The 23492-nt window shown below is 69.7% G+C and carries 18 protein-coding genes and 1 other RNA gene; 8 read left to right on the forward strand and 11 right to left on the reverse strand.

Annotation, left to right across the window (positions count from 1 at the left end; genetic code table 11):
* Positions 1 to 35: 35 nt before the first annotated feature.
* Positions 36 to 1721 (forward strand): DNA repair protein RecN, encoded by a 1686-nt coding sequence (recN, locus tag NJQ99_RS00910; protein WP_269330922.1) that lies wholly within the window; start codon positions 36 to 38, stop codon positions 1719 to 1721.
* Positions 1718 to 3820: an NAD-dependent DNA ligase LigA gene (gene ligA, locus NJQ99_RS00915; protein ID WP_269330923.1), complete on the forward strand. Its 2103-nt coding sequence runs from the start codon at positions 1718 to 1720 to the stop codon at positions 3818 to 3820. Before recN ends, ligA begins: the two co-directional genes overlap by 4 nt.
* Here ligA and NJQ99_RS00920 read toward each other — a convergent pair.
* Both NJQ99_RS00920 and NJQ99_RS00925 read right to left on the reverse strand, forming a co-directional pair.
* Positions 3804 to 5066 (reverse strand): multidrug effflux MFS transporter, encoded by a 1263-nt coding sequence (locus NJQ99_RS00920; RefSeq protein WP_269330924.1) that lies wholly within the window; start codon positions 5064 to 5066, stop codon positions 3804 to 3806. The two genes, ligA and NJQ99_RS00920, sit on opposite strands and share 17 nt — an antisense overlap.
* 100 nt (positions 5067 to 5166) lie before the next feature.
* Positions 5167 to 6984, reverse strand: a complete 1818-nt coding sequence (locus NJQ99_RS00925) for an aminopeptidase P family protein (protein ID WP_269330925.1) — start codon at positions 6982 to 6984, stop codon at positions 5167 to 5169.
* 237 nt (positions 6985 to 7221) lie between these two features.
* Here NJQ99_RS00925 and NJQ99_RS00930 point away from each other — a divergent pair, with 237 nt between their 5' ends.
* Positions 7222 to 7509 carry a DUF1127 domain-containing protein gene (locus tag NJQ99_RS00930; RefSeq protein ID WP_269330926.1) on the forward strand — a complete coding sequence of 96 codons (288 nt, stop codon included), beginning with the start codon at positions 7222 to 7224 and terminating at the stop codon, positions 7507 to 7509.
* On the opposite strand, the gene NJQ99_RS00935 is transcribed toward NJQ99_RS00930, so the two are convergent.
* The 5 genes from NJQ99_RS00935 to NJQ99_RS00955 all read right to left on the reverse strand — a co-directional run bounded on the left by NJQ99_RS00935 (position 7488) and on the right by NJQ99_RS00955 (position 13429).
* Positions 7488 to 8396, reverse strand: coding sequence for a 50S ribosomal protein L11 methyltransferase (locus NJQ99_RS00935; RefSeq protein WP_269330927.1), 909 nt, complete (start codon positions 8394 to 8396; stop codon positions 7488 to 7490). The two genes, NJQ99_RS00930 and NJQ99_RS00935, sit on opposite strands and share 22 nt — an antisense overlap.
* 1 nt (position 8397) lies before the next feature.
* On the reverse strand, positions 8398 to 10662 hold the full coding sequence (locus NJQ99_RS00940; RefSeq protein WP_269330928.1) for an ATP-dependent helicase: 2265 nt from the start codon (positions 10660 to 10662) through the stop codon (positions 8398 to 8400).
* Between the two features lie 106 nt (positions 10663 to 10768).
* A complete protein-coding gene (locus NJQ99_RS00945; RefSeq protein WP_269330929.1) occupies positions 10769 to 12379 on the reverse strand; it encodes a chloride channel protein in 1611 nt (536 codons plus the stop codon).
* A 34-nt stretch (positions 12380 to 12413) separates the two neighbouring features.
* Entirely contained in the window at positions 12414 to 12917 is a 504-nt protein-coding gene (locus NJQ99_RS00950) for a pentapeptide repeat-containing protein (protein WP_269330930.1), read from the reverse strand.
* Positions 12917 to 13429, reverse strand: a complete 513-nt coding sequence (locus NJQ99_RS00955; RefSeq protein WP_269330931.1) for a thioesterase family protein — start codon at positions 13427 to 13429, stop codon at positions 12917 to 12919. Before NJQ99_RS00955 ends, NJQ99_RS00950 begins: the two co-directional genes overlap by 1 nt.
* A 134-nt stretch (positions 13430 to 13563) precedes the next feature.
* Between NJQ99_RS00955 and NJQ99_RS00960 the strand changes: the two genes are divergently transcribed.
* On the forward strand, positions 13564 to 14955 hold the full coding sequence (locus tag NJQ99_RS00960; protein ID WP_269330932.1) for an FAD-binding oxidoreductase: 1392 nt from the start codon (positions 13564 to 13566) through the stop codon (positions 14953 to 14955).
* Between the two features lie 29 nt (positions 14956 to 14984).
* On the forward strand, positions 14985 to 17954 hold the full coding sequence (locus NJQ99_RS00965; protein WP_269330933.1) for an AsmA family protein: 2970 nt from the start codon (positions 14985 to 14987) through the stop codon (positions 17952 to 17954).
* A 9-nt stretch (positions 17955 to 17963) separates the two neighbouring features.
* Here the strand turns inward: NJQ99_RS00965 and NJQ99_RS00970 are convergent, their stop codons facing one another.
* The 4 genes from NJQ99_RS00970 to ssrA form a co-directional block, all read right to left on the reverse strand.
* On the reverse strand, positions 17964 to 18206 hold the full coding sequence (locus NJQ99_RS00970) for a ribbon-helix-helix domain-containing protein (RefSeq protein ID WP_269330934.1): 243 nt from the start codon (positions 18204 to 18206) through the stop codon (positions 17964 to 17966).
* A gap of 20 nt (positions 18207 to 18226) precedes the next feature.
* Positions 18227 to 19621, reverse strand: a complete 1395-nt coding sequence (gene fumC, locus NJQ99_RS00975; protein ID WP_269330935.1) for a class II fumarate hydratase — start codon at positions 19619 to 19621, stop codon at positions 18227 to 18229.
* 126 nt (positions 19622 to 19747) lie between these two features.
* Complete coding sequence (locus NJQ99_RS00980) at positions 19748 to 20239, reverse strand: SspB family protein (protein WP_269330936.1); 492 nt, start codon at positions 20237 to 20239, stop codon at positions 19748 to 19750.
* Between the two features lie 157 nt (positions 20240 to 20396).
* Positions 20397 to 20768: a transfer-messenger RNA gene (ssrA, locus tag NJQ99_RS00985) on the reverse strand.
* Between the two features lie 75 nt (positions 20769 to 20843).
* Between ssrA and NJQ99_RS00990 the strand changes: the two genes are divergently transcribed.
* The 3 genes from NJQ99_RS00990 to hflK all read left to right on the forward strand — a co-directional run bounded on the left by NJQ99_RS00990 (position 20844) and on the right by hflK (position 23486).
* Positions 20844 to 21638, forward strand: coding sequence for a thymidylate synthase (locus NJQ99_RS00990; protein ID WP_269330937.1), 795 nt, complete (start codon positions 20844 to 20846; stop codon positions 21636 to 21638).
* A 3-nt stretch (positions 21639 to 21641) separates the two neighbouring features.
* Entirely contained in the window at positions 21642 to 22196 is a 555-nt protein-coding gene (locus tag NJQ99_RS00995) for a dihydrofolate reductase (RefSeq protein ID WP_269330938.1), read from the forward strand.
* Positions 22197 to 22295: 99 nt separating this feature from the next.
* Entirely contained in the window at positions 22296 to 23486 is a 1191-nt protein-coding gene (gene hflK / locus NJQ99_RS01000; protein WP_269330939.1) for an FtsH protease activity modulator HflK, read from the forward strand.
* The last annotated feature ends 6 nt before the right edge of the window (positions 23487 to 23492 follow it).

The raw sequence follows: 23492 nt of genomic DNA on the forward strand, positions 1-23492 counted from the left end.
CCCTTGTTCGGGGCAGGTCCCAGGTCCGAGGTGCCATGCTGACCCGTCTTTCGATCCGCGACATCGTGCTGATCGAACGGCTCGATCTGACGTTTTCCGCCGGGCTGACGGTGCTGACCGGCGAGACCGGCGCGGGCAAGTCGATCCTGCTCGATTCCCTGGGGCTTGCGCTGGGTGCGCGCGCAGACACCGGCCTCGTCCGCGCCGGTGCCGCACAGGGGAGCGTGACGGCCGTCTTCGAGCCGGAGGATGGGAGCGACCTCGACGCGCTGCTCGCCGAGAACGGTCTCGACACCGGTGAGGGCGTGCTGATCCTGCGCCGCGTCGTCACGGCGGACCGCAAGAGCCGGGCCTTCGTCAACGACCAGCCGGTGAGTGTCGGGCTGCTGCGGGCGCTGGGGGAGCGGCTGGTCGAGATCCACGGTCAGCATGACGACACGGCGCTGCTGCAGCCGGCCGGGCACCGCGACCTGCTGGATGCGTTCGGCGGACATGCGCGCGAGGTGCGGGACACCGCCGGGGCGGCAGACGCGCTGGCGCGTGCGCAAACTGCGCTCGACGACGCCCGGCGCGCGATCGCCGAGGCCGCGCGCGACGCCGACTACCTGCGCCACGTGCTCGCCGAACTGGAGGAGCTTGCGCCGGAAGAGGGAGAGGAGGAAGGCCTCGCCAACGCACGCGCCGACATGATGGCGGCGGAGAAGGTGGCGGGCGACCTCGACGCCGCGCTGGCGCTCCTGAGCGGGTCCGGCGAGCGGACGAGCGCCGGGATCGAGCAGATGATGGCCGCGGCGTTGCGCCGGCTGGAGGCCGCGGCCCAGCGGGTGCCGGGCCGTCTCGACGAGGCCATGCAGGGACTCGACCGCGCGCTGGTGGAGGCGGGCGAGGCGCTGGCCGCGCTCGACCGGGCGCGCGCCGATCTCGCCTTCGATCCGGCGGTGCTGGAGCGGACGGAGGAGCGGCTCTTCGCGCTGCGGGCCGCGGCGCGCAAGCACGACGTGGCGGTCGACGTGCTGCCCGCGCTGCGCGACCGGTTTGCGCAGCGGCTGGCCGATCTCGACCGGGGCGAGGCGCGGGTCGGGGAGCTGGAGGAGGCCCGCGATGCCGCGGCTGCGGCCTATGACGCGGCGGCCGGTGCGCTCAGTGCCGCGCGAACGCTGGCTGCCCGCGCGCTGGAGACCGAGGTGACGGGCGAGCTTGGGCCGCTGGCGCTCGGCAAGGCGCGTTTTGCCGTCTCCGTGACCACCGACCCGGATGCAGGCCGCGCACCGCATGGGCGTGACCGCGTGGAGTTCCTCGTGGCCACGATCCCGGGCACGGAGCCTGCCCCCCTGATGAAGATTGCGAGCGGCGGTGAGATCTCGCGCTTCGTGCTGGCGCTCAAGGTGGCGCTGGGACGCGCGCGCTCGGCCCCCACGCTCGTCTTCGACGAGGTCGACCGCGGCATCGGCGGGGCAACCGCCGACATGGTGGGCGCGCGGCTGAAGCGGCTGGCCGATGGCGCGCAGGTCCTCGTCATCACCCATTCGCCGCAGGTGGCCGCGCGCGGCAACCGGCACCTGCGTATCGCCAAGACTCTGACCGACACGGGCGCGAGCACCGATGTCGCCGCGCTCGACATCGACGCCCGGCGGGAGGAAATCGCCCGCATGCTCGCCGGGACCACCGTCACGGACGCCGCGCGCGCCGCCGCCGACAGCCTGCTGGGAGACCGTCCATGAGCGACCGCGACCTCACGGCCCTGCCGGTGGACGAGCTTGAGGAGGAGGATGCGAAGGCCGAGCTTGCCCGCCTCGCCGCCGAGATCGCGGAGCATGACGCGCACTATTACCGGCAGGACGCGCCCGTCATCTCGGATGCCGAGTACGACGCGCTGCGACAGCGCAACGCGGCCATCGAGGCGCGCTTCCCCCACCTGATCCGCGAGGACAGTCCGAGCGAGCGGATTGGCGCCGCGCCGTCTGAGGCCTTCGGAAAGGTGCGCCACGCGGTCCCCATGCTGTCGCTCGGCAACGCCTTCGCCGACGAGGATGTGGAGGAGTTCGTGGCCCGCATCCGCCGCTTCCTGAAGCTGGAGGAGGACGATCCGCTCGCCTTGACGGCGGAGCCGAAGATCGACGGCCTGTCGATCTCGCTGCGCTATGAGAAGGGGCGCTTCGTGCGCGCGGCCACGCGCGGCGACGGCTATGAGGGGGAGGATGTGACCGCAAACGTCCGCACCATCGGGGACGTGCCGGAGAAGCTGCGCGCGAAGGATGTGCCCGACGTCTTCGAGGTGCGCGGCGAGATCTACATGCGCCACGACGATTTCGCGGCCCTGAACGCAAGACAGGCGGAGGCGGGCGACAAGGTCTTCGCGAACCCGCGCAACGCCGCCGCCGGTTCCCTGCGCCAGCTCGACGCCGAGGTGACGCGCGCGCGGCCCCTGCGCTTCTTCGCCTATGCCTGGGGCGAGGTGTCGTCTCTGCCGGCGGATACGCAGACGGGCGTGGTCGACGCGCTCGGGGCCTGGGGCTTCCCGGTCAACCCGGAGATGGTGCGCTGCGACAGCGTTTCGGAAATGCTCGATCATTACCGCGGTCTTGAGGAACGCCGCGCCTCGCTCGGCTACGACATCGACGGCGTCGTCTACAAGGTCGACCGGCTGGACTACCAGGAGCGGCTGGGCTTCGTCTCCCGCTCGCCGCGCTGGGCCATCGCGCACAAGTTTCCGGCGGAGAAGGCCACGACCGTGCTGAACGCCATCGAGGTGCAGGTGGGCCGCACGGGCGCGCTGACGCCGGTCGCCAAGCTCGAACCCGTGACCGTGGGCGGCGTCGTCGTCTCCAACGCCACCTTGCACAATGAGGACGAGATCGCGCGCAAGGACATCCGCGTCGGCGACACCGTGGTGGTGCAGCGCGCGGGCGACGTCATCCCGCAGATCGTCTCGGTCGACACCTCGAAGCGGCCGAAGGATAGCGCCCCGTTCGAGATGCCGCATACCTGCCCGGTCTGCGGCTCCCACGCCGTGCGCGAGGAGGGGGAGGCGGTGCGCCGCTGCACCGGCGGTCTCGTCTGCGAGGCGCAGGCGAAGGAGCGGCTGAAGCATTTCGTCTCGCGCAACGCCTTCGACATCGAGGGGCTGGGCGAGAAGCAGGTCGAGCTGTTCTGGGAGAAGGGCGCGGTGCGGGAGCCCGCGGACATCTTCACGCTGGAGGCGCGCGACGGGGGCAGCCTGACGCCGCTCAAGAACTGGCCGGGCTTCGGCGAGGTGTCGGCGCGCAACCTGTTCGACGCCATCGACGCGCGGCGCACGGTGCCGTTCGACCGCTTCCTGTTCGGCCTCGGCATCAGGCACGTCGGCCAGACAACAGCGCGCCTGCTCGCCCGCACCTATGGGAATTTCGACACCTTCCGCAAGGCGATGGTCGCCGCCGAACCGCGCGAGGGCGAGGCGTGGGAGTGGCTGCTCTCCATCGACGGCATCGGGGAGACGGTGGCGGGCGCGCTCGTCGACTTCTTCGCAGAAGCGCACAACGAGGAGGCGCTCGACCGCCTGCTGGCCGAGGTGCAGGTGGAGGACATGGAGGCCGCGCGCACCGACACGCCCATCGCCGGAAAGACCGTCGTGTTCACCGGCACGCTGGAGCGCATGACGCGGGAGGAAGCCAAGGCGCGGGCCGAGGCCCTGGGCGCGAAGGTCGCGGGCTCGGTCTCCGCGCGCACCGACTATTTGGTCGCCGGACCGGGCGCAGGTTCCAAGCTGAAGAAGGCGAACGAGCTGGGCGTGAAGGTGCTGACCGAGGACGAGTGGCTGGACCTCATTCCGCCGCTCTGACGAGCACAGCCTGCCGTGCCGGGCGGATCAGGAAAAGCCAGCACGACAGCAGTAGCAGTGCGAAGGCGAAAACCGTCAGCGTGGTCGGCAGGGCGCTCGACGACATGGCGGAGCCGACGACCTGCGTGGCGGCTGCGCCGACCAGCATCTGCGCTGCGCCCGCAATGCCGGAGGCGGAGCCTGCGAGCCGTGGATTGACGCTGACCGCCCCCGCGATCCCGTTCGCGGTCGTGAATCCGTTGGCGATGGACAAGAGGATCATCGGGATGAAGAGCGTTGGCGGCGTGAGCGGCAGCAGGCTGCTCGACAGGACCAGTACCGCCCCTCCGAAGGCCGCCAGGACCGCGCCGATCGCCAGCAGCTTGTCGAGCCCGACCCGGCGTGCGGTGCGGCCCGAGATGTAGTTTCCCGTCATGTAGCCGCCCGCTACCAGGATGAACCACAGGCCGTACTCGTACGGCTCCCGGCCCATCGCATCGACCACGAGAAAGGGCGCGCCCGCGATGAACGCGAAATACATGCCCGCGCCGAAACTGGTCGCGCCGGCATAGCCCAGGAACGCGCGGCTGCGCAGAAGCTGCAGGCTTTCTCCGCGGATCGGGGTGGACGTCTGGCTACCCTTCGCGGGCGGATGGGTCTCCGGGAGAGACGTCAGGATCAGGCCGAGCATGACCGCCCCCAGCGCCGCGACCAGCACGAAACTCGAGCGCCAGCCGAACGCGACGTCCAGCAGGCCGCCCACCGTCGGCGCGGCCATCGGCACGATCACCATGACGGTCGTCACGTAACCGAGCATGCTCGCGGAGGTGTCCCGGTCGTAGATGTCGCGCACGATCGCGCGCCCCAGGACCAGTCCCGCGCATCCGCCGATCGCCTGAAAGACGCGCGCCACGATCAGCCACCAGACATCCGGCGCGGCGGCGGCGGCAAGACTGGCGATCACATAGACGATCATGCCGGTGATCAGGACCGGCCGGCGGCCCATCCGGTCCGACAGCGGCCCCAGGGTGACCTGTCCCGCGGCCACGGCGATGAGGTAGAGCGTCACCGTCAGCTGCACCGTGCCCGCGTCCGTTCCGAGTGCAGCCGCGATGTTCGGCAAGCTGGGGATGTAGATGTTGATCGCCAGCGGTGCGACGGCCGTGATCCCGGCCAGCAGCGGCACCATGCGGCGCGGCGGCATCTGGCGCGGTTCGGGATCGCCGGCGATGGCGGGCGTCGCCGGATCTGTGGCGTAGCTGGGCACGAAATTCAACCTGGGGGCGAAACGAAGGCAGTTCGAGCATGCGCCCTTGCCGGAAAACCGGCAAGAGGAGGTGCGTGCATGGGACGTCTGCGCCGCCGCCTCAGACCGGTTCGGTCGCCCGTGCAAGCCAGGCGGCCGCATCCGCGTCGAGATGCGGGGTGAGCGTGTCGCGCACGCGCGCATGATAGGCGTTGAGCCAGTCGCGCTCGTGCCCCAGCAGCAGGCCGGGCGCGATGCAGGCCCGGTCGATGGGCGCGAGCGTGAGTGTCTCGAACCCCATCATCTCGCGCTCCCCGCCCACGACGCCTGAGGGGGGGGTAACGACCACGAGGTTCTCGATGCGGATGCCATAGGCGCCCTCGCGGTAGTAGCCCGGCTCGTTGGAGACGATCATGCCAGGCTCCAGCGCCACGTCGACCGCGCGCTTGTGGATGCCCTGCGGTCCCTCGTGCACCGAGAGATAGCTGCCCACCCCATGTCCCGTCCCGTGGTCGAAGTCGAGCCCTGCCTGCCACAGCCAGTAGCGCGCGAGCCCGTCGAGCACCGCGCCCGTCGTGCCCTTGGGAAAGCGCGCCCCGGCGATGCCGATATGGCCCTTGAGCACGCGGGTGAAGCGGTCGCGCATCTCCTCCGTCGGGGTGCCGATGGCGACGGTACGGGTCACGTCGGTCGTGCCATCCACATATTGCCCGCCGGAATCGACGAGGAACAGGCTGCCCGGCTCCAGCACCCGGTTCGTCCGCTTGGTCACGCGGTAATGCACGATCGCCCCGTTCGGACCCGCGCCGGAGATGGTGTCGAAGGAGATGTCCTTGAGGCAGCCCGTTTCGCGGCGGAAGGCCTCGAGCCGCTGCGTCGCCTCGATCTCCGTCACCGTGCCGTCGCCCGCGGTCGCCGCCAGCCAGTGCAGGAAACGGACGAGCGCCACGCCATCGCGTTCATGCGCGGCGCGCGCGCCGGCGACCTCCACGGGTGTCTTGCGCGCCTTGGGCAGCTGGCATGGGTCGCGCGCCTCGACAATACGTGCACCCGATCCGGTCAGCGCGCGGCGGATCGCTTCGGCGGTGCGGTCCGGATCGATCCAGACCGCCGCGCCGCGCGCGCCCAGCCGACCCAGCGCGTCGGTGAAGCCCTCGGGCGACAGGATGATCACCTCTCCCCCCAGGTGATCGCGCACCTCCGCGCCCACCTTCTCCGGCGCGACGAACCAGTCGACGCGCCCGTCGGCATGCACCACTGCGAAGCTCAGCACGAAGGGCGTGTGCGGCACGTCCGCGCCGCGCACGTTCAGGAGCCAGGCGATGGAGTCGGGCGCGTTGAGGACGGCCGCGTCGCAGCCCTTGCTTGCCAGCGCCTCGGCCATCTCTTTGCGCTTCTCCGCGCTCTCCCGCCCCGAGAGGGCGAGGGGCTGCACGACAGCCGGGGCCATCGGCGGCGCAGGCCGGTCGGTCCAAACGGCGTCGACCGGGTTCTGCGGCACGGGCACGAGGTCGATGCCCGCACGCTCGCACGCCTCGCGCAGGCTCTTGACCGCGGAGGCCGTGTGCAGCCACGGGTCGAAGCCGAGGCGCGCGCCGCGGGGCACATTCCCGCCGATCCATTCCGCCGTCGTCGTATCCGCGATATGGACGATCTCCACGAGGTCGGTGTCGGTCTGGTCGCGCGCCTGCAGCGTGTAGCGCCCGTCGACGAATAGTGCCGCGCGGGCCTCCAGCACCACGGCCTGCCCGGCCGATCCCGTGAAGCCGGTGAGCCAGGAGAGGCGCTCGGCGCAGGCCGGCACGTACTCGCCCTGGAACTCGTCGGCGCGGGGCACGATGAAGCCGTCGAGCCCGCGGTCGCCAAGCCCGGCACGCAGCGCCTCGAGCCGCGGTCGCACGCGGGCCGGATCGGCGCGATCTTCGAAGTCCTGAAACATGCAACGAGTCTATAGGGCGGGGCACTCTCCGGGGCAATCGGCACGCGCGGAAGAACCCCTGTCATGTTGCAGATGCGTTAATCCTTTTCGCACATGCACAAAACGCATCGCTGGGGTGAGAAAGCGTCACTTTTGCTTTGAAGCGGGCGGGACCATCTACCCGCTCCAAGAGAAACGCACGCAGCCCGGCTCGCCCTGTCCCGCCCTGCTGCGCCACTGTCTGAAAGGTTGAACGCCATGACCGCCACGGTCGACACCCAAACCGCCGCCACCGGCACCTTCGCGCGCCTGCGCACTGCCTTCGTCGCCATGATGACCGCCGCTGCCCGCCGGCGCGCCGCGCGGGAACTCCGCCGGCTCGACGACCGGATGCTTCGCGACCTCGGCATCGACCGCGGCGACATCGACGCCGTCGTCTATGGCCTCGACAGCCGCCGCGCACAGAAGTCCGCTCCGGTCGCGGCCGCCCCGGCCTCGTCTGCGAACGACAACGCCGACGCCGTTCAGACGCCTCGCGCCGCCTGAACCCGCCTGAGGACGAGCGTGGCCCAGTCGCCGCGCTCGACCCTGGCCACCAGGACAAGTCCCCGGCTGGCATAGGCGTGCGTGACCCAGCGCGCCTGCCAGCCGAGGATTCCTGACAGCACCACGTGTCCGCCGGGCGCCAGCGCGTCCGTGATGTCGCCCGCCAGCGCCACCAGCGGCCGGGCGAGGATATTCGCCACGATCAGGTCGTAGGGCGCGCCCCCGGCGATCGCGGGATGCCGCATGCCGGGCGCGGTCGCGCAGCGGACCATGTGAGAGAGTCCGTTGATCCGGGCGTTCTCGCGTGCAACCGCCACCGCCACCTCGTCGATGTCGGTCGCGAGCACGGAGCGCCCGAAATAGCGCGCCATTGCCATCGCCAGGACGCCCGTGCCCGTTCCCACGTCGAGCATCCGGCGCGGCCGCGTGCGCCTTGCGAGTGCGTCGAGCGCCAGCAGCACACCCTGGGTCGTCTCGTGATGGCCGGTGCCGAAGGCCAGGCCTGCGTCGATCTTCAGCGCGATGCGTCCGTCGCGCAGCGGGCGCGGATGGTGACTGCCGTAGATGTGGACGCGGCCCGCGTGCAGTTCCGTCAGGTCGCGCAGCGAGGCCGTCACCCAGTCGGTGTCGGCGATCTCCATGAGGTCCAGTTCCGGCACCGGGTCCAGGCCCGCCGCCGCCAGCGCGAGGCGCACCCGGTCGAGGTCGGGAACCGCGTCGAACAGCGCCTCCGCCGTCGTCAGGCCCTTGGGCAGGGGGGCGGCCTCCACGATCTCGCCCACGGCGACGGAAACGGCGTCCGTCCGGTCGTAGAGCGCGTCGGACACCGCGTCCTCGTGCGTTTTCGGAATGACCGCCGAAACCCGGTGAAACACGCGCACCACCACGTCAGGCACGCTCCACGAAACTGGAAATCACCTTCTTCGTCCCCGCCTTGTCGAATGCGACCACCAGCTTGTTGCCGTCGGCCTGCTGGATGCGTCCATAGCCGAATTTCTGGTGGAAGACACGCATGCCTTTCGCAAAGGCGTTGGCTGCGGCGGGATCGTTCGTGGCCACGAGTTCGGCCACGCTGTCTACCACGGGGCTGCGGGCATAGCGGCCCTGCGCCACGTTCTCCCGCAGCCGCGCCCAGCCGGGGCTGGAATAGGTCGAGGGGGCATGGCCTGCGCCCCGGAACGGGTCGTGCGTCGAATAGGAGGCATAGAGCCCGGGCGCGCTTTCCTTCTCGACATGGGCGTCGGGGATCTCCTCCAGGAAGCGCGACGGCAGGGCAGATTGCCACTGGTTGTAGAGCCGGCGGTTCGAGGCATGCGTGATGATCGCCCGGCGCTTGGCCCGCGTGATGCCGACATAGGCGAGGCGGCGTTCCTCCTCCAGGCCCTTGAGTCCGCTCTCGTCGAGCGTGCGCTGGGAGGGGAAGAGCCCTTCCTCCCACCCGGGCAGGAAGACCGTGTCGAACTCCAGCCCCTTCGCCCCGTGCAGGGTCATGATGGAGACCTTCTCGCCCTCCGCCGACTGCTCGTTCTCCATGACGAGCGAGACATGTTCGAGGAAGCCGCCGAGGTTCTCGAACGCCTCCATCGCGCGGACAAGCTCCTTGAGGTTGTCGAGCCGGCCCGGCGCTTCCGGAGAGCGGTCCATCTGGAACATCTCGGTATAGCCGCTCTCGTCGAGCACGGTTTCGGTCAGTTCCGGGTGTGGCAAGACCTCAGCCGCCTGCCGCCACCGCGCAAAATCGTCGAGCAAAGCCGCGAGCGCATTGCGCGCCCTCGGCTTCAGCTCGTCGGTCTGGACGAGCGCGCCCGCCGCCGCCGTCAGCGACACGCCTTCGAGCCGGGCGGCGGCGTGCAGCGCCTGCAGCGTCGCGTCGCCGAGCCCGCGCTTGGGCTTGTTCACGATCCGCTCGAACGCGAGGTCGTCGTCGGGCGACTGGATGACGCGCAGATAGGCGAGCGCGTCGCGGATCTCCATCCGCTCGTAGAAGCGCGGGCCGCCGATCACGCGGTAGGGGATGGCGGTGGTGACGAAGCGCTCCTCGAACTCCCGCATCTGGGAGGATGCGCGCACGAGGATCGCCATGGTGTCGAGGGACTGGCCCTGGCGGTGCAGCGTCTCGATCTTCTCGGCGACGAAGCGGGCTTCCTCCTCCCCGTCCCAGAGGCCGCGCACGCGGATCTTCTCGCCCGCGTCGCCCTCGGTCCACAGCGTCTTGCCGAGCCGGTCCTCGTTGGTGGCGATAAGGCCCGAGGCCGCGCCGAGGATGTTGGGCGTCGAGCGGTAATTGCGCTCCAGCCGGATGATCTTCGCGCCGGGGAAATCGCTCTCGAAGCGCAGGATGTTGCCGACCTCAGCACCGCGCCAGCCATAGATCGACTGGTCGTCGTCGCCGACGCAGCAGATGTTTTTCGAGCCCTGCGCGAGCAGCCGCAGCCACAGGTATTGCGCCGTGTTGGTGTCCTGGTACTCGTCCACCAGCACATAGCGGAACTTGCGGTGATAGTCGGCGAGCACGTCGGGATGGTCCTGGAAGAGCCGCGTCGTCAGCAGCAGCAGGTCGCCGAAGTCGACGGCGTTCAGCACGCGCAGCCGCTCCTGGTACTGGCGGTAGATGTCGAGGCCCTTGCCGCCCGCGAGGTCGTGTGCCTCGCCCCCCGGCACCTGGTCGGGGCCGAGGCCCTTGTTCTTCCAGCGGTCGATCTGGGCGTGGATCATGCGCGCGGGCCAGCGCTTCTCGTCCACGCCCTCGGCCTGCAGCAACTGCTTGATGAGCCGGATCTGGTCGTCGGCGTCGAGGATGGTAAAGTTCGATTTCAGCCCCGCAAGCTCCGCATGGCGGCGCAGGATCTTGGCGGCGATCGCATGAAAGGTGCCGAGCCAGGGCATCCCCTCCACCACGCCGCCGACCAGCGCGCCGATCCGCTCCTGCATCTCGCGGGCGGCCTTGTTGGTGAAGGTCACGGCGAGGATCTGCGACGGCCACGCAAGGCCCGTCGCCAGGATGTGCGCGAGGCGCGTGGTCAACACCCGCGTCTTGCCGGTCCCGGCGCCCGCGAGCACGAGCACCGCACCGTCCGTCATCAGCACGGCTTCGCGCTGTGCCTCGTTGAGGCCGGCGAGATAGGGGGCAGCAGTGTCGGGCGTGTGCGTCATGGGAGCTCGTGCGAATCCGGTGGTTGGGCGATGAGTATAGGGCAAGGGGACGCCCGCGTCGGCCCCGGCGGCGGCGAAATCCGGCCAACTGGCTGCGCGGCCGCGCCTAGCGGTGTTCCTCTTCATGGGCATCGAGGAGGGCGCGTGCAAGGGTCCGGTAGGCATCCGAGCGCCGAACGACGCCGATGGCCCGCTCCGGCTCGTCGGGATCGACGATCCAAACGGCCTCGCGGTTTTCCCGCTCCATCAGGTCCAGCGCCGCGGCGAGCGATGCGTCGGGGGCAATCCGTGGGGTATCCTCGTTGAGGCCGATGCCGGGCGGTAGCTCCGGCGCCTCGCGCATCACGTCGGTCACGGTGACGCCGTCGAGCACGATCCGCGTCGGAGGCTCCTCCACCGGTACGCCCGAGCGGACAAGCTGCATGCGGAAGAAGCCCGAGCCCGCGAAATACTGCATCGCCATCGACGAGATCGAGGCCGCGATCATCGCGAAGATCGCGACCTGGTAGTTGCCGGTCAGTTCGAAGCTGATCAGCGTGGTCGAGATCGGCGCGCCGAGCACCGCCGCCGAGACGGCCGCCATGCCGATCAGGGCGTAGAGCCCATGCGGCCCCGCAAGCTGCGGAAACGCGGCCGCCGCCACGATCCAGAAGGCGGTTCCCGTCACCAGCCCGACATAGAGCGAGGGCGAGAAGACGCCAGAGCCTGCACGTCCGCCGATCGTGATCGCGGTGGCCGCCGTCTTTGCCGCCGCAAGGGCGACCAGCATGACGAAGCCGGGCGGCGCCTCCAGCAGGCGGCCGACCGCCTCGTACCCCACGCCGAGCACCTGCGGCATCTGCGTTGCGATCGCGCCGACCAGCGCACCGGCGAGCGTGGTCCTGAGCCAGATCGGGGCCCGCGTGCGTGCCGCGACGTCCTCCACGAGGAAGATCGAGCGCGTGAAGGCGATCGCGACCAGGCCACACACCAGCCCCAGCAGCGCGAAGGCGGGAATTTCCCAATAGGACTGGAGGGTGAAGATCGGCACCTCGAACACGTGCGCATTGCCGAGGTGCAGGCGCGAGACGAGCGTGCCCATCACGCTGGCGATCACGATGGGCGCGAAGGCGGAGGGCGCGTAGTGGCCGAGCACCACCTCCAGCGCGAACAGGACGCCCGCGATCGGCGCATTGAACGAGGCCGACACGGCCGCCGCGACGCCGCAGCCCAGCAGGATGCGCCGCTCCCGCTGGGGAAGGCCGATCCGCCGCGCGAAGAGGGTGGAGAGCGTGGCGCCCAGGTGCACGACCGGACCCTCGCGGCCCATGCTGAAGCCGGAGCCGAGCGCGATCACGTTGCACAGGGCGCTAATGAGCCCGATGCGGCGGCTCATCTTCGCGCGGCGCAGAAGGCGGGCCTTTATGACATCGGCGACGCCATGGATACGCCGGTCCTCGATGGTGAAGCGCAGGATCAGCCCGACGAGGAGACCGCCGCCCGCCGTCACCGCCACGACGCGCCACGCGGGCAGGGCCTCGGCACCGGTTGCGAGCGCCGCCTCGTTCGCGCCGAACGCCAGCGTCTGCAGGAAGGAGACGCACCACCAGAAGAGCAACGCGCCATAAGCCGCCACGGTGCCGAGCGCAAGCGCATAGAGCCAGACGACCGGTTGCGTGCTGTGCGTCAGGTCCCACCAGAGGCGCTTGGCCGCCGCTGCTTTCAGATAGTCGCGCATGCGCCCCCGGCCGGTCCCTCCTTCTGGCCCCTCGTCACTCGCAGATGCCGACGGAGCCTTCGCTGCAGACCGTCGTGCCGTCCGTCCAGGTGGCGCCGGACAGGTCGGCGCCGAGAAAATCGGCGCCGTCGAGCCTTGCACCTGTCAGGTCGGCATCCCGCAGGTTTGCGCGAAACAGCTTCGTCCGGCGCAGGTCCGTCTCGACCAGGGTCGCGCCCGCGAATACCGCGCGGGACAGGTCGGCCCCCGTCATGTTCGCCCCCGAAAGGTCGGCACCTGTGAAATCGGAGCCCAACGCGCGCGCGCGCCTGCCGTCGATCCCGGCGAGCGTGGCCTCTCGCAGGCTCGCCTGGTTCAGCCGCACGTCGCGGAGGTTGGCGCCGGTCAGGTCGGCTCCGTCGAAGACCCGTCCGTCCATCACGCAACGCCGCCAATCGGCGCCCGGCCGCGGCGGATCGGTACAGTCCGCCATCGCCGCCCCCGCCAGAATGGGCAGCGTCAGCAATGCCAGGCCAAGGCAAGCAACAGCTTTTTTCATCACGCCCCCGGTTTCCGCCTGATTCCCAGCTGTGCGCCGACCTGCGGCGGCAGGGGCAGGTCGCGGTGCGCGGCCATCAGCGCCTCAACCTTCATACGGGTCTCCTCCGTGAAGGGGCGCGTCTTGCGTGTCTTTAGGTCGACGAACACCGTTATCTGCTCCAGCGTGGCGGCGAGGTAGCCCTTGTCCGCATGGTACATGCTCAGGAAGTAGTGCACCTTCTTCGCATCGTGATCGATAAGTTGGATCGTGATGCGTAAAGGATCGCCTTCCCTGACCTCGCGCATGAAGAAGATCTGGTTCTGCAAGGCAAACGGTCCGGCCCTGTCCTCCCTTGCCGATTTCGCCCCGATGCCCAGTTCGTCGAAAAACGGGTCGGTGGCCTTGTCGAACGCGAGCAGGTAATAGGCGACGTTCATGTGGCCGTTGTAATCGATCCATTCGGGACGGACGCTCAGGCGTACCACCTCGATCGGCTCTGCAGGATAGTGGAAGTCGTCTTTGGCAGTCATTGCAACCCGTGTACGCTGTCATGTGTTTTGGGGCCCGGATGTGGGGCCGAACCCACACTTAAGACCGGGGGCGCGCGCATGACAAACAATTCGGCGGCTGCGGCGGCGGCCCGTGCTTGCCAGGAGGCATTTCGATGAGCGTACTTTCCGATCCGGGAACGGAATGTCTGGCCGAACTCGCGGCGCTCCTCGGCGGCCGAATGACGCAGAACGCGGCGATCCGGGAGCGTCACGGCACCGACGAATCCTTCCACCCGACCGCTGCCCCGGATGCCGTCGTCTTTCCCCGCACGACGGAGGAGGTGGCGGAAATCGTTCGCATTTGCGCCCGGCACGGGACGCCGGTCATCCCCTATGGCACCGGCACGTCGCTGGAGGGGCACATCGCCGCGCTGAGGGGCGGGATCAGCATCGACCTCGGCCAGATGGACCGCATCCTCCGGGTCGGTGCGGAAGACATGGACTGCACCGTCGAGGCGGGCGTCACGCGCAAGCAGCTCAACGCCTATCTTCGGGATACGGGCCTGTTCTTCCCGATCGACCCCGGTGCTGATGCAAGCCTCGGCGGCATGACGGCGACCCGGGCAAGCGGGACGAACGCCGTGCGCTATGGCACCATGCGTGAGAACGTGCTGGGCGTTACGGCGGTGCTGGCCAGCGGCAAGATCGTGCACACCGCGCGCCGGGCACGGAAGTCCTCGGCGGGCTATGACCTCACGCGGCTCTTCGTCGGTTCGGAAGGAACCTTGGGCGTGATTACCGAGGTGACGCTGCGCCTCTACCCCCAGCCCGAGGCGGTGGCCGCCGGCGTGTGCCCCTTCCAGGACATGGAAGGCGCCGTCAACGCCGTGATCACGACGATCCAGATGGGTCTGCCGGTCGCGCGGATCGAACTTCTCGACGAGGTCCAGCTTGCCTCGGTGAACCGCTACGCGGGCTTCGACTACAAGGTGGCGCCGACGCTTTTCCTCGAGTTTCACGGCACCGATGCCTGGGTGAAGGAGCAGTCCGAGCGGTTCGGCGAGATCGCGAGGGACTTCGGCGGCGGCCCGTTCCGATGGGCCACGGAGCAGGAGGAACGCAGCGCCCTCTGGGACGCGCGGCACAAGGCGTGGTACGCCAACCAGGCGCTCAAGCCGGGAAGCCGGGGCTGGGCGACGGACGTATGCGTTCCGATATCGCGCCTGGCGGAGTGCATTCTGGAGACCAAGCTGGATATCGAGGAGTCGGGGCTCGTCGCGCCGCTGGTCGGCCATGTGGGTGACGGCAATTTCCATCTCTCGATCCTCGTCAACCCGGACGATCCGGAGGAGCTCGAGCGCGCGGAGGCACTGAACGACCGCCTCGTACGCCGGGCGCTTGCCATGGACGGCACCTGTACCGGCGAACATGGCGTCGGCTACGGCAAGATGGGCTACCTGCGCGAGGAACTGCCCGACGCGGTGCCGGTCATGGCCGCGATCAAGCGGGCGCTCGATCCGCAGGGGATCATGAATCCGGGCAAGATCGTTCCCAGCGAACCGTGAGCCGGGGGCAGCCGAGAAAGGCCGGGGTCGTGAAGCGGCGTCCGTGGGGGCGGCTGGCGCTCGTCACGGGCGTGTTGCTGGCCCTTGCCGCGGGGGCGGCGGTCCTGGCGGGCCCGCGTCTCGTCGACTGGCAGGCCGAACGGCCGCGGGTCGCCTTCGTGCTGTCGGCGCTCACCGGCCTCGACATCGAGATCGGCGGTACGCTCGACCTGTCGCTGCTGCCAGCGCCGCGGCTCTCCGCGTCCGGGGTGCGCATCGCGGGTGCCGGGGGGCGCGGTGCGATGACGGTCGAGCGGCTCGATGCGCGTGTGAGGGTGATGCCCCTGCTGATCGGGCGGCTCGACCTCTCGGGGCTGCGCCTTTACCGGCCGGTGCTGCGCCTGGGCGATGTTGCGGTGCCGGAGCGGCTGGCGCCGGACCTGCTGCCCGCCGCGCTGTCGGATGTGCTGGTTGAGGACGGCCGGGTCGAGTTCGCCGCGATGACCGGTGGCCGGGACGCGGTAGACATTCCCGTCGGCACCATCGAGACGCACCCCGAAACAGGCCTCGCGCGGCTCACGGGCGAGGTTCGGGTTGGCGGCCTTCCAGGCTCCTTGACGCTGGAGGCGACCGTGCGTGGGCGCGCGCGCGAGGTGCCGGTGCGTGCGAGCCTGCAATTCGCCGATGCCGATGCGGCGGCGAAGTTCAGCGGTGCGCTCGCCCACGACGGCGTTCGCGGCCGCATCTCCGGCGAGGCGGCGCTCGCTGCGGCCGAGGGGCAGCCGGTGCCGCTGGCCTTCGCGGCTACGGTCGCGCCCGGACAGGGCGGCCATGTCCTGCGCGAGATGGAGGCCTCGGTCGGCGGGCAGGTGCTGCGCGGCGAGGCCCGCATGATCGGCGGCCCGGCGCCGGGGCTGACGCTCGCGCTGTCGGCGCGCCGGTTCGATGCACGCCCGCTGGGCCGCGCCTCGAAGGGCATGGCGCGCCTTGTTTCGGGGATGGATACGGGGGTCCCGATTTCCCTCGCCATCGAGGCCGACAGGGTCATCCTGCCGCGCGGGACGGTGCGCGACATGGATGTGCGCGCGCAGATCCGGGATGGTCTCATCCTGCTCAGCCGCGGTCATGCAGTCCTGCCGGGAGATGCCCGTCTGGGCCTGAGCGGACGGATCGTTCCAGATGGGGACCGGCTTGCGTTCAGCGGCGACGGCGATCTGCAGATCCTTCGGCTGCGCGAGACGCTTGCATGGGCCGGTATCGCGCTGCCGGACGCGGCGGGGGACCGGTTGCGCACGTTCACCGGGCGGTTTTCGCTGGAACGGCGCCCCGGCGAGACGCGCGTTCACGCCGTTTCGGGTCAGCTTGACGGCGTGCCAGTCGCGGGCGAGGGACACAGGGTTCGCGATGCCGACGGCTGCCGGATGGAGGCGAGGCTGTCGCTGACCGTTCTTCCCCTTCACGCCTATGGCCTGGGCGAATGGCCCGGCACCGCGGAGGCATGGGCCGCGCCCTTGCGGACCTGTCCGCTCGAACTCGACGTCGCCGCTGCCGAGGTGCGGCTCGGGGCCGTCTCGCTGTCGGGCGTGGATGCGCGGCTTGCCGTCGCCGGAACGGCTGTCCGCGCCGAACTGGCCGTAGCGGCGCTGCCGTCTGGCGGCCGCCTCTCCGGCACGGCGGGCGCCGCCGACGGACGGCTCCGTACCGTCACGGGGCGGCTTGAGACGCCGGACCTCGCGGACGACCTGGCTGGCACCGGCTTCGCGGTGCCGGACTGGCTGGGACCGGATGTTCCAGCGTCGCTTGACGTGGCCCTCGACGCCGAGGGGGCGCTCAGCCTGTCAGGCACGGTGGCCGGTGCGGCCCTCGATGCGGTGGGGCAGATGGCGGACGGCCGGGTATCGGCCCTGTCGGCAACGCTCGATGGCCTGGTCGGCGGGCAGGTGCGGCAGGTTCTGGATGCGGCCGATCTCGGTGCCCTGACCCCGCTGATGCCGGATGCGTCGGGCAGACCGGTCAGTGCGTCGGCAGCGTGGGATGCGGAGGGGCGGCTGGACCTGCGTCTCTCGGGCGCTGGGATCGGACTGACAGTCGCGGGCGAGGGGGGCGTCGGGGCCGGACAGCAGCGTCTCGCGCTGGAGCGCGCCGATGTCCTGGCGCAGGCCGAAGACGGCACATGGCAGCTGGGAGGTGTGCTGACCCGCGGCGACGGCGCGATGCGGCTGGGCCAGGCCCGGCTTGTCTTCGGGGCGAGCGAGGTTACCGGATCGGCGACGCTGGCCGAGGGGGAACTGGGGATCGTCCTCGATGGCGGCACGGTACAGGAAACCGATGCGCGCGCGCTGCTCGGGCATCTGCCGAAGCTGCTTGCGGGCGTCGAGCGGCTTCCCTACGCGGCGCTGCACCTCGAAGGCGCGATCGGCCGGCTGACGCTCGCCGGGATGGCGTTGCGGACGGTGACGCTCGATGCCGACCTCACCGGGCGCGCGCTGACGCTCAGCCGCCTGGACGCGGAGGCCGGGGCGGGGGGGCAGCTTGCCTTCTCAGGCGGCCTGGTGCCGGGTGGGACGGGCGAGGAGCCGGTCGCGCGCATCGCCCTGAACATCGCCGGTGTACCGCTGGACGGCATCCTCGCGCGGTTGACCCCGCTCGACCTGCACGCCGAAGGCGACCTGTCCGGTGAGGTCTCGGGCATCCTCACGGAGACGGGTGGCCTGAGCGAGCCGACGGGGGAACTGGCTTTGGTCGCGGGGGCCGGGCGCCTCGACGGCCTCGGCGCGTTGCCGCCGATCGCGTCGGAGTTCCAGCAGGACGGCGGCCTGGTCTTCGACCGGCTGTCAGGTGAGATCAGTCTCGCGGGGGCGCGCCTGCTGCTGCGAGACATCGTCGCCGAACGCGCGGGGGCAACTGCCCGCATGACCGCGCTGCTGGTTCCCAGGACCGGGGCGCTGCGGGGCGCGGTCGAGGTGCGCAGCGCGTCCGGCATGAGCCTGCGCGCACCGCTCGATCCCGCCGCTCCCTGACGCTGCCTGCTAGTCCGCGGCGGGGATGTCGCCGCGCCGGGCGGCGTGCAGGACGTGGAGCCGCAGCGCACCCGCAAGGCCGGTGTCCGATCCGTCGCGCACGCGGGCGCCGTCGATGCGGGCGACGAAGGCGGCGAGGCTCAGGCCCTCGCGCGCGCAGAGCGCATCGACCGCGTTCCAGAACTCGGGCTCCAGCGCGACGCTGGTGCGGTGGCCCGCGATGGAGACCGAGCGTTTTACCGGCCGGGACATCGCGGGCAACTTCCCGTCCGTCAGGCGCCGGGACCGATCATCTTCTCGGGGCGCACGACCTCGTCGAACTCCGCTTCCGTGACGAAGCCGAGGCGCAGCGCCTCCTCCTTCAGCGTGGTGCCGCGCTTGTGCGCTTCCTTCGCCACCTTCGTCGCATTGTCGTAGCCGATCTTGGGCGCGAGCGCGGTGACCAGCATCAGCGACCGCTCCATCAGCACGCGGATGTTGTCGCGATTGGCCTCGATGCCCACGACGCAATTGTCGGTGAAGGCACGCGCGGCGTCCCCGATCAGGCGGATCGACTGCAGCAGATTGTAGATCATCACCGGCTTGTAGACGTTCAGCTCGAAATGTCCCTGGCTGCCGGCGACCGTGACGGCGGTGTGGTTGCCGAACACCTGGCAGCAGACCTGCGTCAGCGCCTCGCACTGGGTCGGGTTGACCTTGCCCGGCATGATGGACGAACCGGGCTCGTTCTCCGGCAGCGACAACTCGCCCAGGCCCGAGCGCGGGCCCGAGCCCAGCAGGCGGATGTCGTTGGCGATCTTGAAGAGCGAGGCGGCGACCGTGTTCACCGCGCCAGACATGTCGACGACCGCGTCGTGGGCGGCCAGCGCCTCGAACTTGTTCTCCGCCGTGCGGAACGCATAGCCCGTGATCTTCGCGATCTCGGCGGCGATCTTCTCGGCGAAGCCGACGGGCGCGTTGAGGCCGGTGCCGACCGCCGTGCCGCCCTGAGCGAGCGCCAGGAGGCCGTCGAGCGACCGCTCGATGCGCGCAATGCCATAGGCGACCTGGGTGGCATAGCCGCCGAATTCCTGCTCCAGCGTCAGGGGGGTTGCGTCCTGCGTATGCGTGCGGCCGATCTTGATGATGCCGGCGAAGGACTTCGCCTTCTCCTCCAGCGCCGCGTGCAGGTGCTTCAGGCCGGGAATGAGGCGGTCATGGATCTCCATCACGGCCGCGACGTGCATGGCCGTGGGGAAGGTGTCGTTCGACGATTGCGCCCGGTTCACATGGTCATTGGGATGAACTGGCGACTTGGTGCCGAGCGTGCCGCCCATGATCTCGATCGCACGGTTCGAGATGACCTCGTTCGCGTTCATGTTCGACTGGGTGCCCGATCCCGTCTGCCAGACGACCAGCGGGAAATTGTCGTCGAGCTTGCCGTCGATCACCTCCTGCGCGGCAGCATCGATGGCCTTGGCGACGTCGCCGTCGAGATTGCCGAGCGCGGCATTGGTGCGCGCGGCGGCCTGCTTGATGACGCCCAGTGCGCGCACGACCGGGATCGGCATCCGCTCGCCGCCGATCGGGAAGTTCTGGATCGACCGCTGCGTCTGTGCGCCCCAGTACTTGTCGGCCGGGACGTCGATGCCGCCAAAGCTGTCGGTTTCGGTGCGGGTGCTGCTCATGGGTCGGGCGTCCTCGCGTCAGGAGAAGAGAGTCGCGGGTTCGTTTAGCAGCGGGGCGGGCGCACTGCCAAGTGTGCGCGTGCGTGGGGGAAGAATGCGCGCCGCGCGGGGCGCGCACCGGCCTGTTCAGGTCTTCTTGCGGAACTGGTCGAGGCTGATGACCTCGCCGCGTGCATCCTCGCCCGTCTCCGCAGGTGCCGGGCTTGCGTCCGGGTTTTCCTGCGCGCTCCCTGCCGGAGAGACCGGCGCCTCCGGCGCGCAGGGCACGGCGACGGTGAATTGCAGGCCGAACTTCACGCTCGGATCGTAGAAATGCATGATCGAGGAGAACGGGATCGTCAGGCGTGCCGGCACCGAGTTGAAGTTCAGCGTGACGGAGAAGGCGTTCTCGCCCACCTCCAGATCCCAGAACTCGTGCTGCAGGACGATCGTCAGCTCGTCGGGAAACCGCTCGCGCAGGTGGGCCGGCATGTCGACGCCGGGCACGCCCGTTGCGTAGGTGATGTAGAAATGATGCTCGCCCGGCAGGCCGTCCTCGGCCACCTCGCGCAATGCGTGGCGCACGACGCCGAGCATGGCGTCCTGAACCATTCTGTCGTAGCGCAACCGGTCACTCATGCTGCATTCCTGAACGCGGGAGACGATCACCCCTCATGCCCGAGGCACCATATCCGCGCAGCGGCTGCGTGAAAAGGCGCGCTGCACGGATCGGCTGAAAAAGCCGGAGCAGCGCCAGGACGGGCGCCGGGAGAGGCAAAAACGAAGGGAGAGGGGAAGTGGAGGGCTTCTGTTGCCAGGCGCCCTCCGGACCCCGCCACGGCTTGTGCAAGCCGTGGACTTTAGGAGTGGATCACTCCGGCTGCATTACGCAGCCATCGCCATCCGTGCACGATTGTTGTCATTCGCAACTGTGCTTACGGCCCGATAACGGCGGAACCATGCCGGGCGAAAGATGCGTCTTTACACGTCCGTCGATCCTGGTTCGCCCCCATCAGAAGCCCGCGAAGCAACACGTTCGCGGGCTTGTGGTGGAGGCGCCGGGTACTGCCCCCGGGTCCGGTCCGCTTATTCCACGCCCCGTTTATCGCCATAGCCGGATGCCTCCGGCACACCCTATATAGGCGGGATCGGCCGCCAGTTGAAGAGGGCGCGCGCGGTTCGGCTTTGACCGGGGGCGCGACGATGCCGACAATGGCGGCGGGCCAGCGATGGGGAATCGGCGATGCAGAGCTATCACGCGCTTCTGGAGCGGATCCTGAAGGAGGGCGCGCGCAAGGAAGACCGCACGGGCACGGGCACGCTCTCGGTCTTCGGCCACCAGATGCGCTTCGACCTGTCGGAGGGCTTCCCCCTCGTCACCACGAAGAAGCTGCACCTGCGCTCCATCGTGCACGAGCTTCTCTGGTTCCTGAAGGGCGACACCAACATCGCCTACCTGAAGGAGAACAAGGTCACGATCTGGGACGAGTGGGCGGACGAGACGGGCGACCTCGGCCCGGTCTACGGCAGGCAATGGCGCGCCTGGCCCGCACCCGACGGGCGCACGATCGACCAGCTGGGCCAGATCCTGGCGGAGATCCGCCGCAACCCGGATTCGCGCCGCCTCGTCGTCAGCGCGTGGAACGTCGCGGACCTTCCGGCCATGGCGCTCGCGCCCTGCCATTGCCTCTTCCAGTTCTACGTGGCGGACGGCAAGCTCTCCTGCCAGCTCTACCAGCGTTCGGCGGACGTGTTCCTGGGCGTGCCGTTCAACATCGCGTCCTATGCGCTGCTCACCCACATGGTGGCGCAGGTCTCGGGGCTGGAGCCGGGCGATTTCGTCCACACCTTCGGCGACGCGCACCTCTATCTCAATCACATCGAGCAGGCGGAGCTTCAGCTGATGCGCTCCCCCCGCGCCCTGCCGCGGCTGGAGCTGAACCCGGACGTCACCGACCTTTTCGCCTTCACCTACGACGACATCCGGATCGTGGGCTACGACCCGCATCCGGCCATCCCCGCGCCGGTCGCGGTCTGACGCATGGCGAACGCAGCCCAGCCGGTCGTGACGCTGGTCGTCGCGGTCGCGGAAAACGGCGTGATCGGGGCCGAGGGCGGTCTGCCCTGGCACCTGCCGGCGGATCTGAAGCATTTTCGCGCCATGACCATGGGCAAGCCGATGGTGATGGGGCGCCGCACGTTCGAGAGCATCGGCAAGCCCTTGCCGGGACGCACCTCGCTCGTCGTCTCGGCGACCCGCACCGACTGGCCGGAGGGGGTGGAGTGCTTCGCCACACTGGAGGGTGCGCTCGACCGCGCCCGCGAGATCGCCCGCCGCGACGGCATGGACGAGATCGCGGTGATCGGCGGTGGCGCGCTCTACCGGGCGGCGCTGCCGTTCGCGGGCCGCATCCACCTGACGCGCGTGGCGCTCTGGCCGGACGGGGACACGCATTTCCCGCCGCTCGATCCGGCCGAGTGGGCCGTCACCGATCGCCGCGAGGTGCCCGCGTCCGGCGGCGAGCCCGCGATGGTGTTCGAGACGCTGGAGCGCACACGGCCTGCGGAAAGCGCTGCAAGCGATCGCGGCGGTTGAACTTTCGGTGCCTGCCCCCCTTGGGAAAACGTCCCCGTGACGCTATATGGCCCGCAAGGTTTATCGATCAGAGTCAACAGAGAGGGGAGGGGCGTCTTCATGCCCTGGAATCAAGGCAACGGAGGCCCTTGGGGCGGCGGTGGCGATAACGGCCATGGCGGCGGTGGCGGCCAGGGTCCCTGGGGACAGGGACCGCGCGGCGGCGGCGGGCCGGGTGGCGGCGGGCCGCAGCCCCCGAACCTCGACGACCTGATCCGGCAGGGGCAGGAGAAGCTGAAGCGCGCGCTGCCCGGCGGCATGGGCGGCGGCGGCGGCAAGAAGAGCTGGCCGATCATCGCGCTCGTCGCCATTGCGGGCCTTGTCGCGCTCGACTTCATCGGGCAGGCGAACATCTTCTTCTACCGCGTGCAGGCCGACGAGCAGGGCGTCGTGCTGCGCTTCGGCGAGTACAACCGCACGTCGGCGCCCGGCCTGCACATGAAGCTGCCGACTCCGGTGGAGACGGTGCTGACCCCGACGGTCACGCGCGTGAACCGCATCGACGTGGGCTATGTCTCCGGCGCCGAGCAGGGGCGCAGCGACCTCGTCCGCGACATGCCGCAGGAAAGCCTGATGCTGACCGGCGACGCCAACATCGTCGACATCGACTTTGCGATCTTCTGGCGCATCAAGGACGCGGGCCAGTACCTGTTCAACGTCGCCGACCAGGCCGGCACGGTGAAGGCGGTCGCCGAATCCGTCATGCGCGAGGTGATCGGCCGCAGCGAGATCGAGCCGATCCTAACCGAGGCCCGCCAGGAGGTCGAGCAGGCCGTGCGCGAGGGCGCGCAGCGCACGCTCGACGACTATGGCGCGGGTATCGAGGTGGCGCAGATCCAGCTTCTGAAGGTGGACCCGCCGGCGCAGGTCATCGACGCCTTCCGCGACGTCGAGGCGGCGCGCCAGGACCAGCAGCGCCTGCGCAACGAGGCCGAGGCCTACGCCAACCGCGTGATCCCCGAGGCGCGCGGCCAGTCGGAGCAGATCCGCCAGGGCGCGGAAGGCTATCGCGAGCAGGTCGTCGCCGACGCGCAGGGCGAGGCGCAGCGCTTCCTCGACATCCTCGAGGAGTACCGCAAGGCGCAGGACATCACCACGGAACGCCTGTTCCTGGAGACAATGGAAGACGTGCTGGCGGGCAAGCAGAAGGTCATCATCGACCAGGCGCCCGGCGAGGGGCAGGGGGTCCTTCCCTACCTGCCGCTGCCCGAGCTTCAGCGCCGCACGCCGCGCGCCGGCACGTCCAACTGATCGCCG

Source organism: Futiania mangrovi (assembly GCF_024158125.1).
Taxonomy (GTDB): Bacteria; Pseudomonadota; Alphaproteobacteria; order Futianiales; family Futianiaceae; genus Futiania; species Futiania mangrovi.

What these genes read in the sequence shown, in the direction of transcription:
- NJQ99_RS00925 (WP_269330925.1), bottom strand. Translation starts at nt 6,984, where the DNA reads ATGTTTCAGGACTTCGAAGATCGCGCCGATCCGGCCCGCGTGCGACCG.
- NJQ99_RS00940 (WP_269330928.1), bottom strand. Translation starts at nt 10,662, where the DNA reads ATGACGCACACGCCCGACACTGCTGCCCCCTATCTCGCCGGCCTCAAC.
- fumC (WP_269330935.1), bottom strand. Translation starts at nt 19,621, where the DNA reads ATGAGCAGCACCCGCACCGAAACCGACAGCTTTGGCGGCATCGACGTC.
- recN (WP_269330922.1), top strand. Translation starts at nt 36, where the DNA reads ATGCTGACCCGTCTTTCGATCCGCGACATCGTGCTGATCGAACGGCTC.
- NJQ99_RS00945 (WP_269330929.1), bottom strand. Translation starts at nt 12,379, where the DNA reads ATGCGCGACTATCTGAAAGCAGCGGCGGCCAAGCGCCTCTGGTGGGAC.
- NJQ99_RS00970 (WP_269330934.1), bottom strand. Translation starts at nt 18,206, where the DNA reads ATGTCCCGGCCGGTAAAACGCTCGGTCTCCATCGCGGGCCACCGCACC.
- hflK (WP_269330939.1), top strand. Translation starts at nt 22,296, where the DNA reads ATGCCCTGGAATCAAGGCAACGGAGGCCCTTGGGGCGGCGGTGGCGAT.
- ligA (WP_269330923.1), top strand. Translation starts at nt 1,718, where the DNA reads ATGAGCGACCGCGACCTCACGGCCCTGCCGGTGGACGAGCTTGAGGAG.
- NJQ99_RS00990 (WP_269330937.1), top strand. Translation starts at nt 20,844, where the DNA reads ATGCAGAGCTATCACGCGCTTCTGGAGCGGATCCTGAAGGAGGGCGCG.
- NJQ99_RS00960 (WP_269330932.1), top strand. Translation starts at nt 13,564, where the DNA reads ATGAGCGTACTTTCCGATCCGGGAACGGAATGTCTGGCCGAACTCGCG.
- NJQ99_RS00980 (WP_269330936.1), bottom strand. Translation starts at nt 20,239, where the DNA reads ATGAGTGACCGGTTGCGCTACGACAGAATGGTTCAGGACGCCATGCTC.
- NJQ99_RS00950 (WP_269330930.1), bottom strand. Translation starts at nt 12,917, where the DNA reads ATGAAAAAAGCTGTTGCTTGCCTTGGCCTGGCATTGCTGACGCTGCCC.
- NJQ99_RS00955 (WP_269330931.1), bottom strand. Translation starts at nt 13,429, where the DNA reads ATGACTGCCAAAGACGACTTCCACTATCCTGCAGAGCCGATCGAGGTG.
- NJQ99_RS00995 (WP_269330938.1), top strand. Translation starts at nt 21,642, where the DNA reads ATGGCGAACGCAGCCCAGCCGGTCGTGACGCTGGTCGTCGCGGTCGCG.
- NJQ99_RS00930 (WP_269330926.1), top strand. Translation starts at nt 7,222, where the DNA reads ATGACCGCCACGGTCGACACCCAAACCGCCGCCACCGGCACCTTCGCG.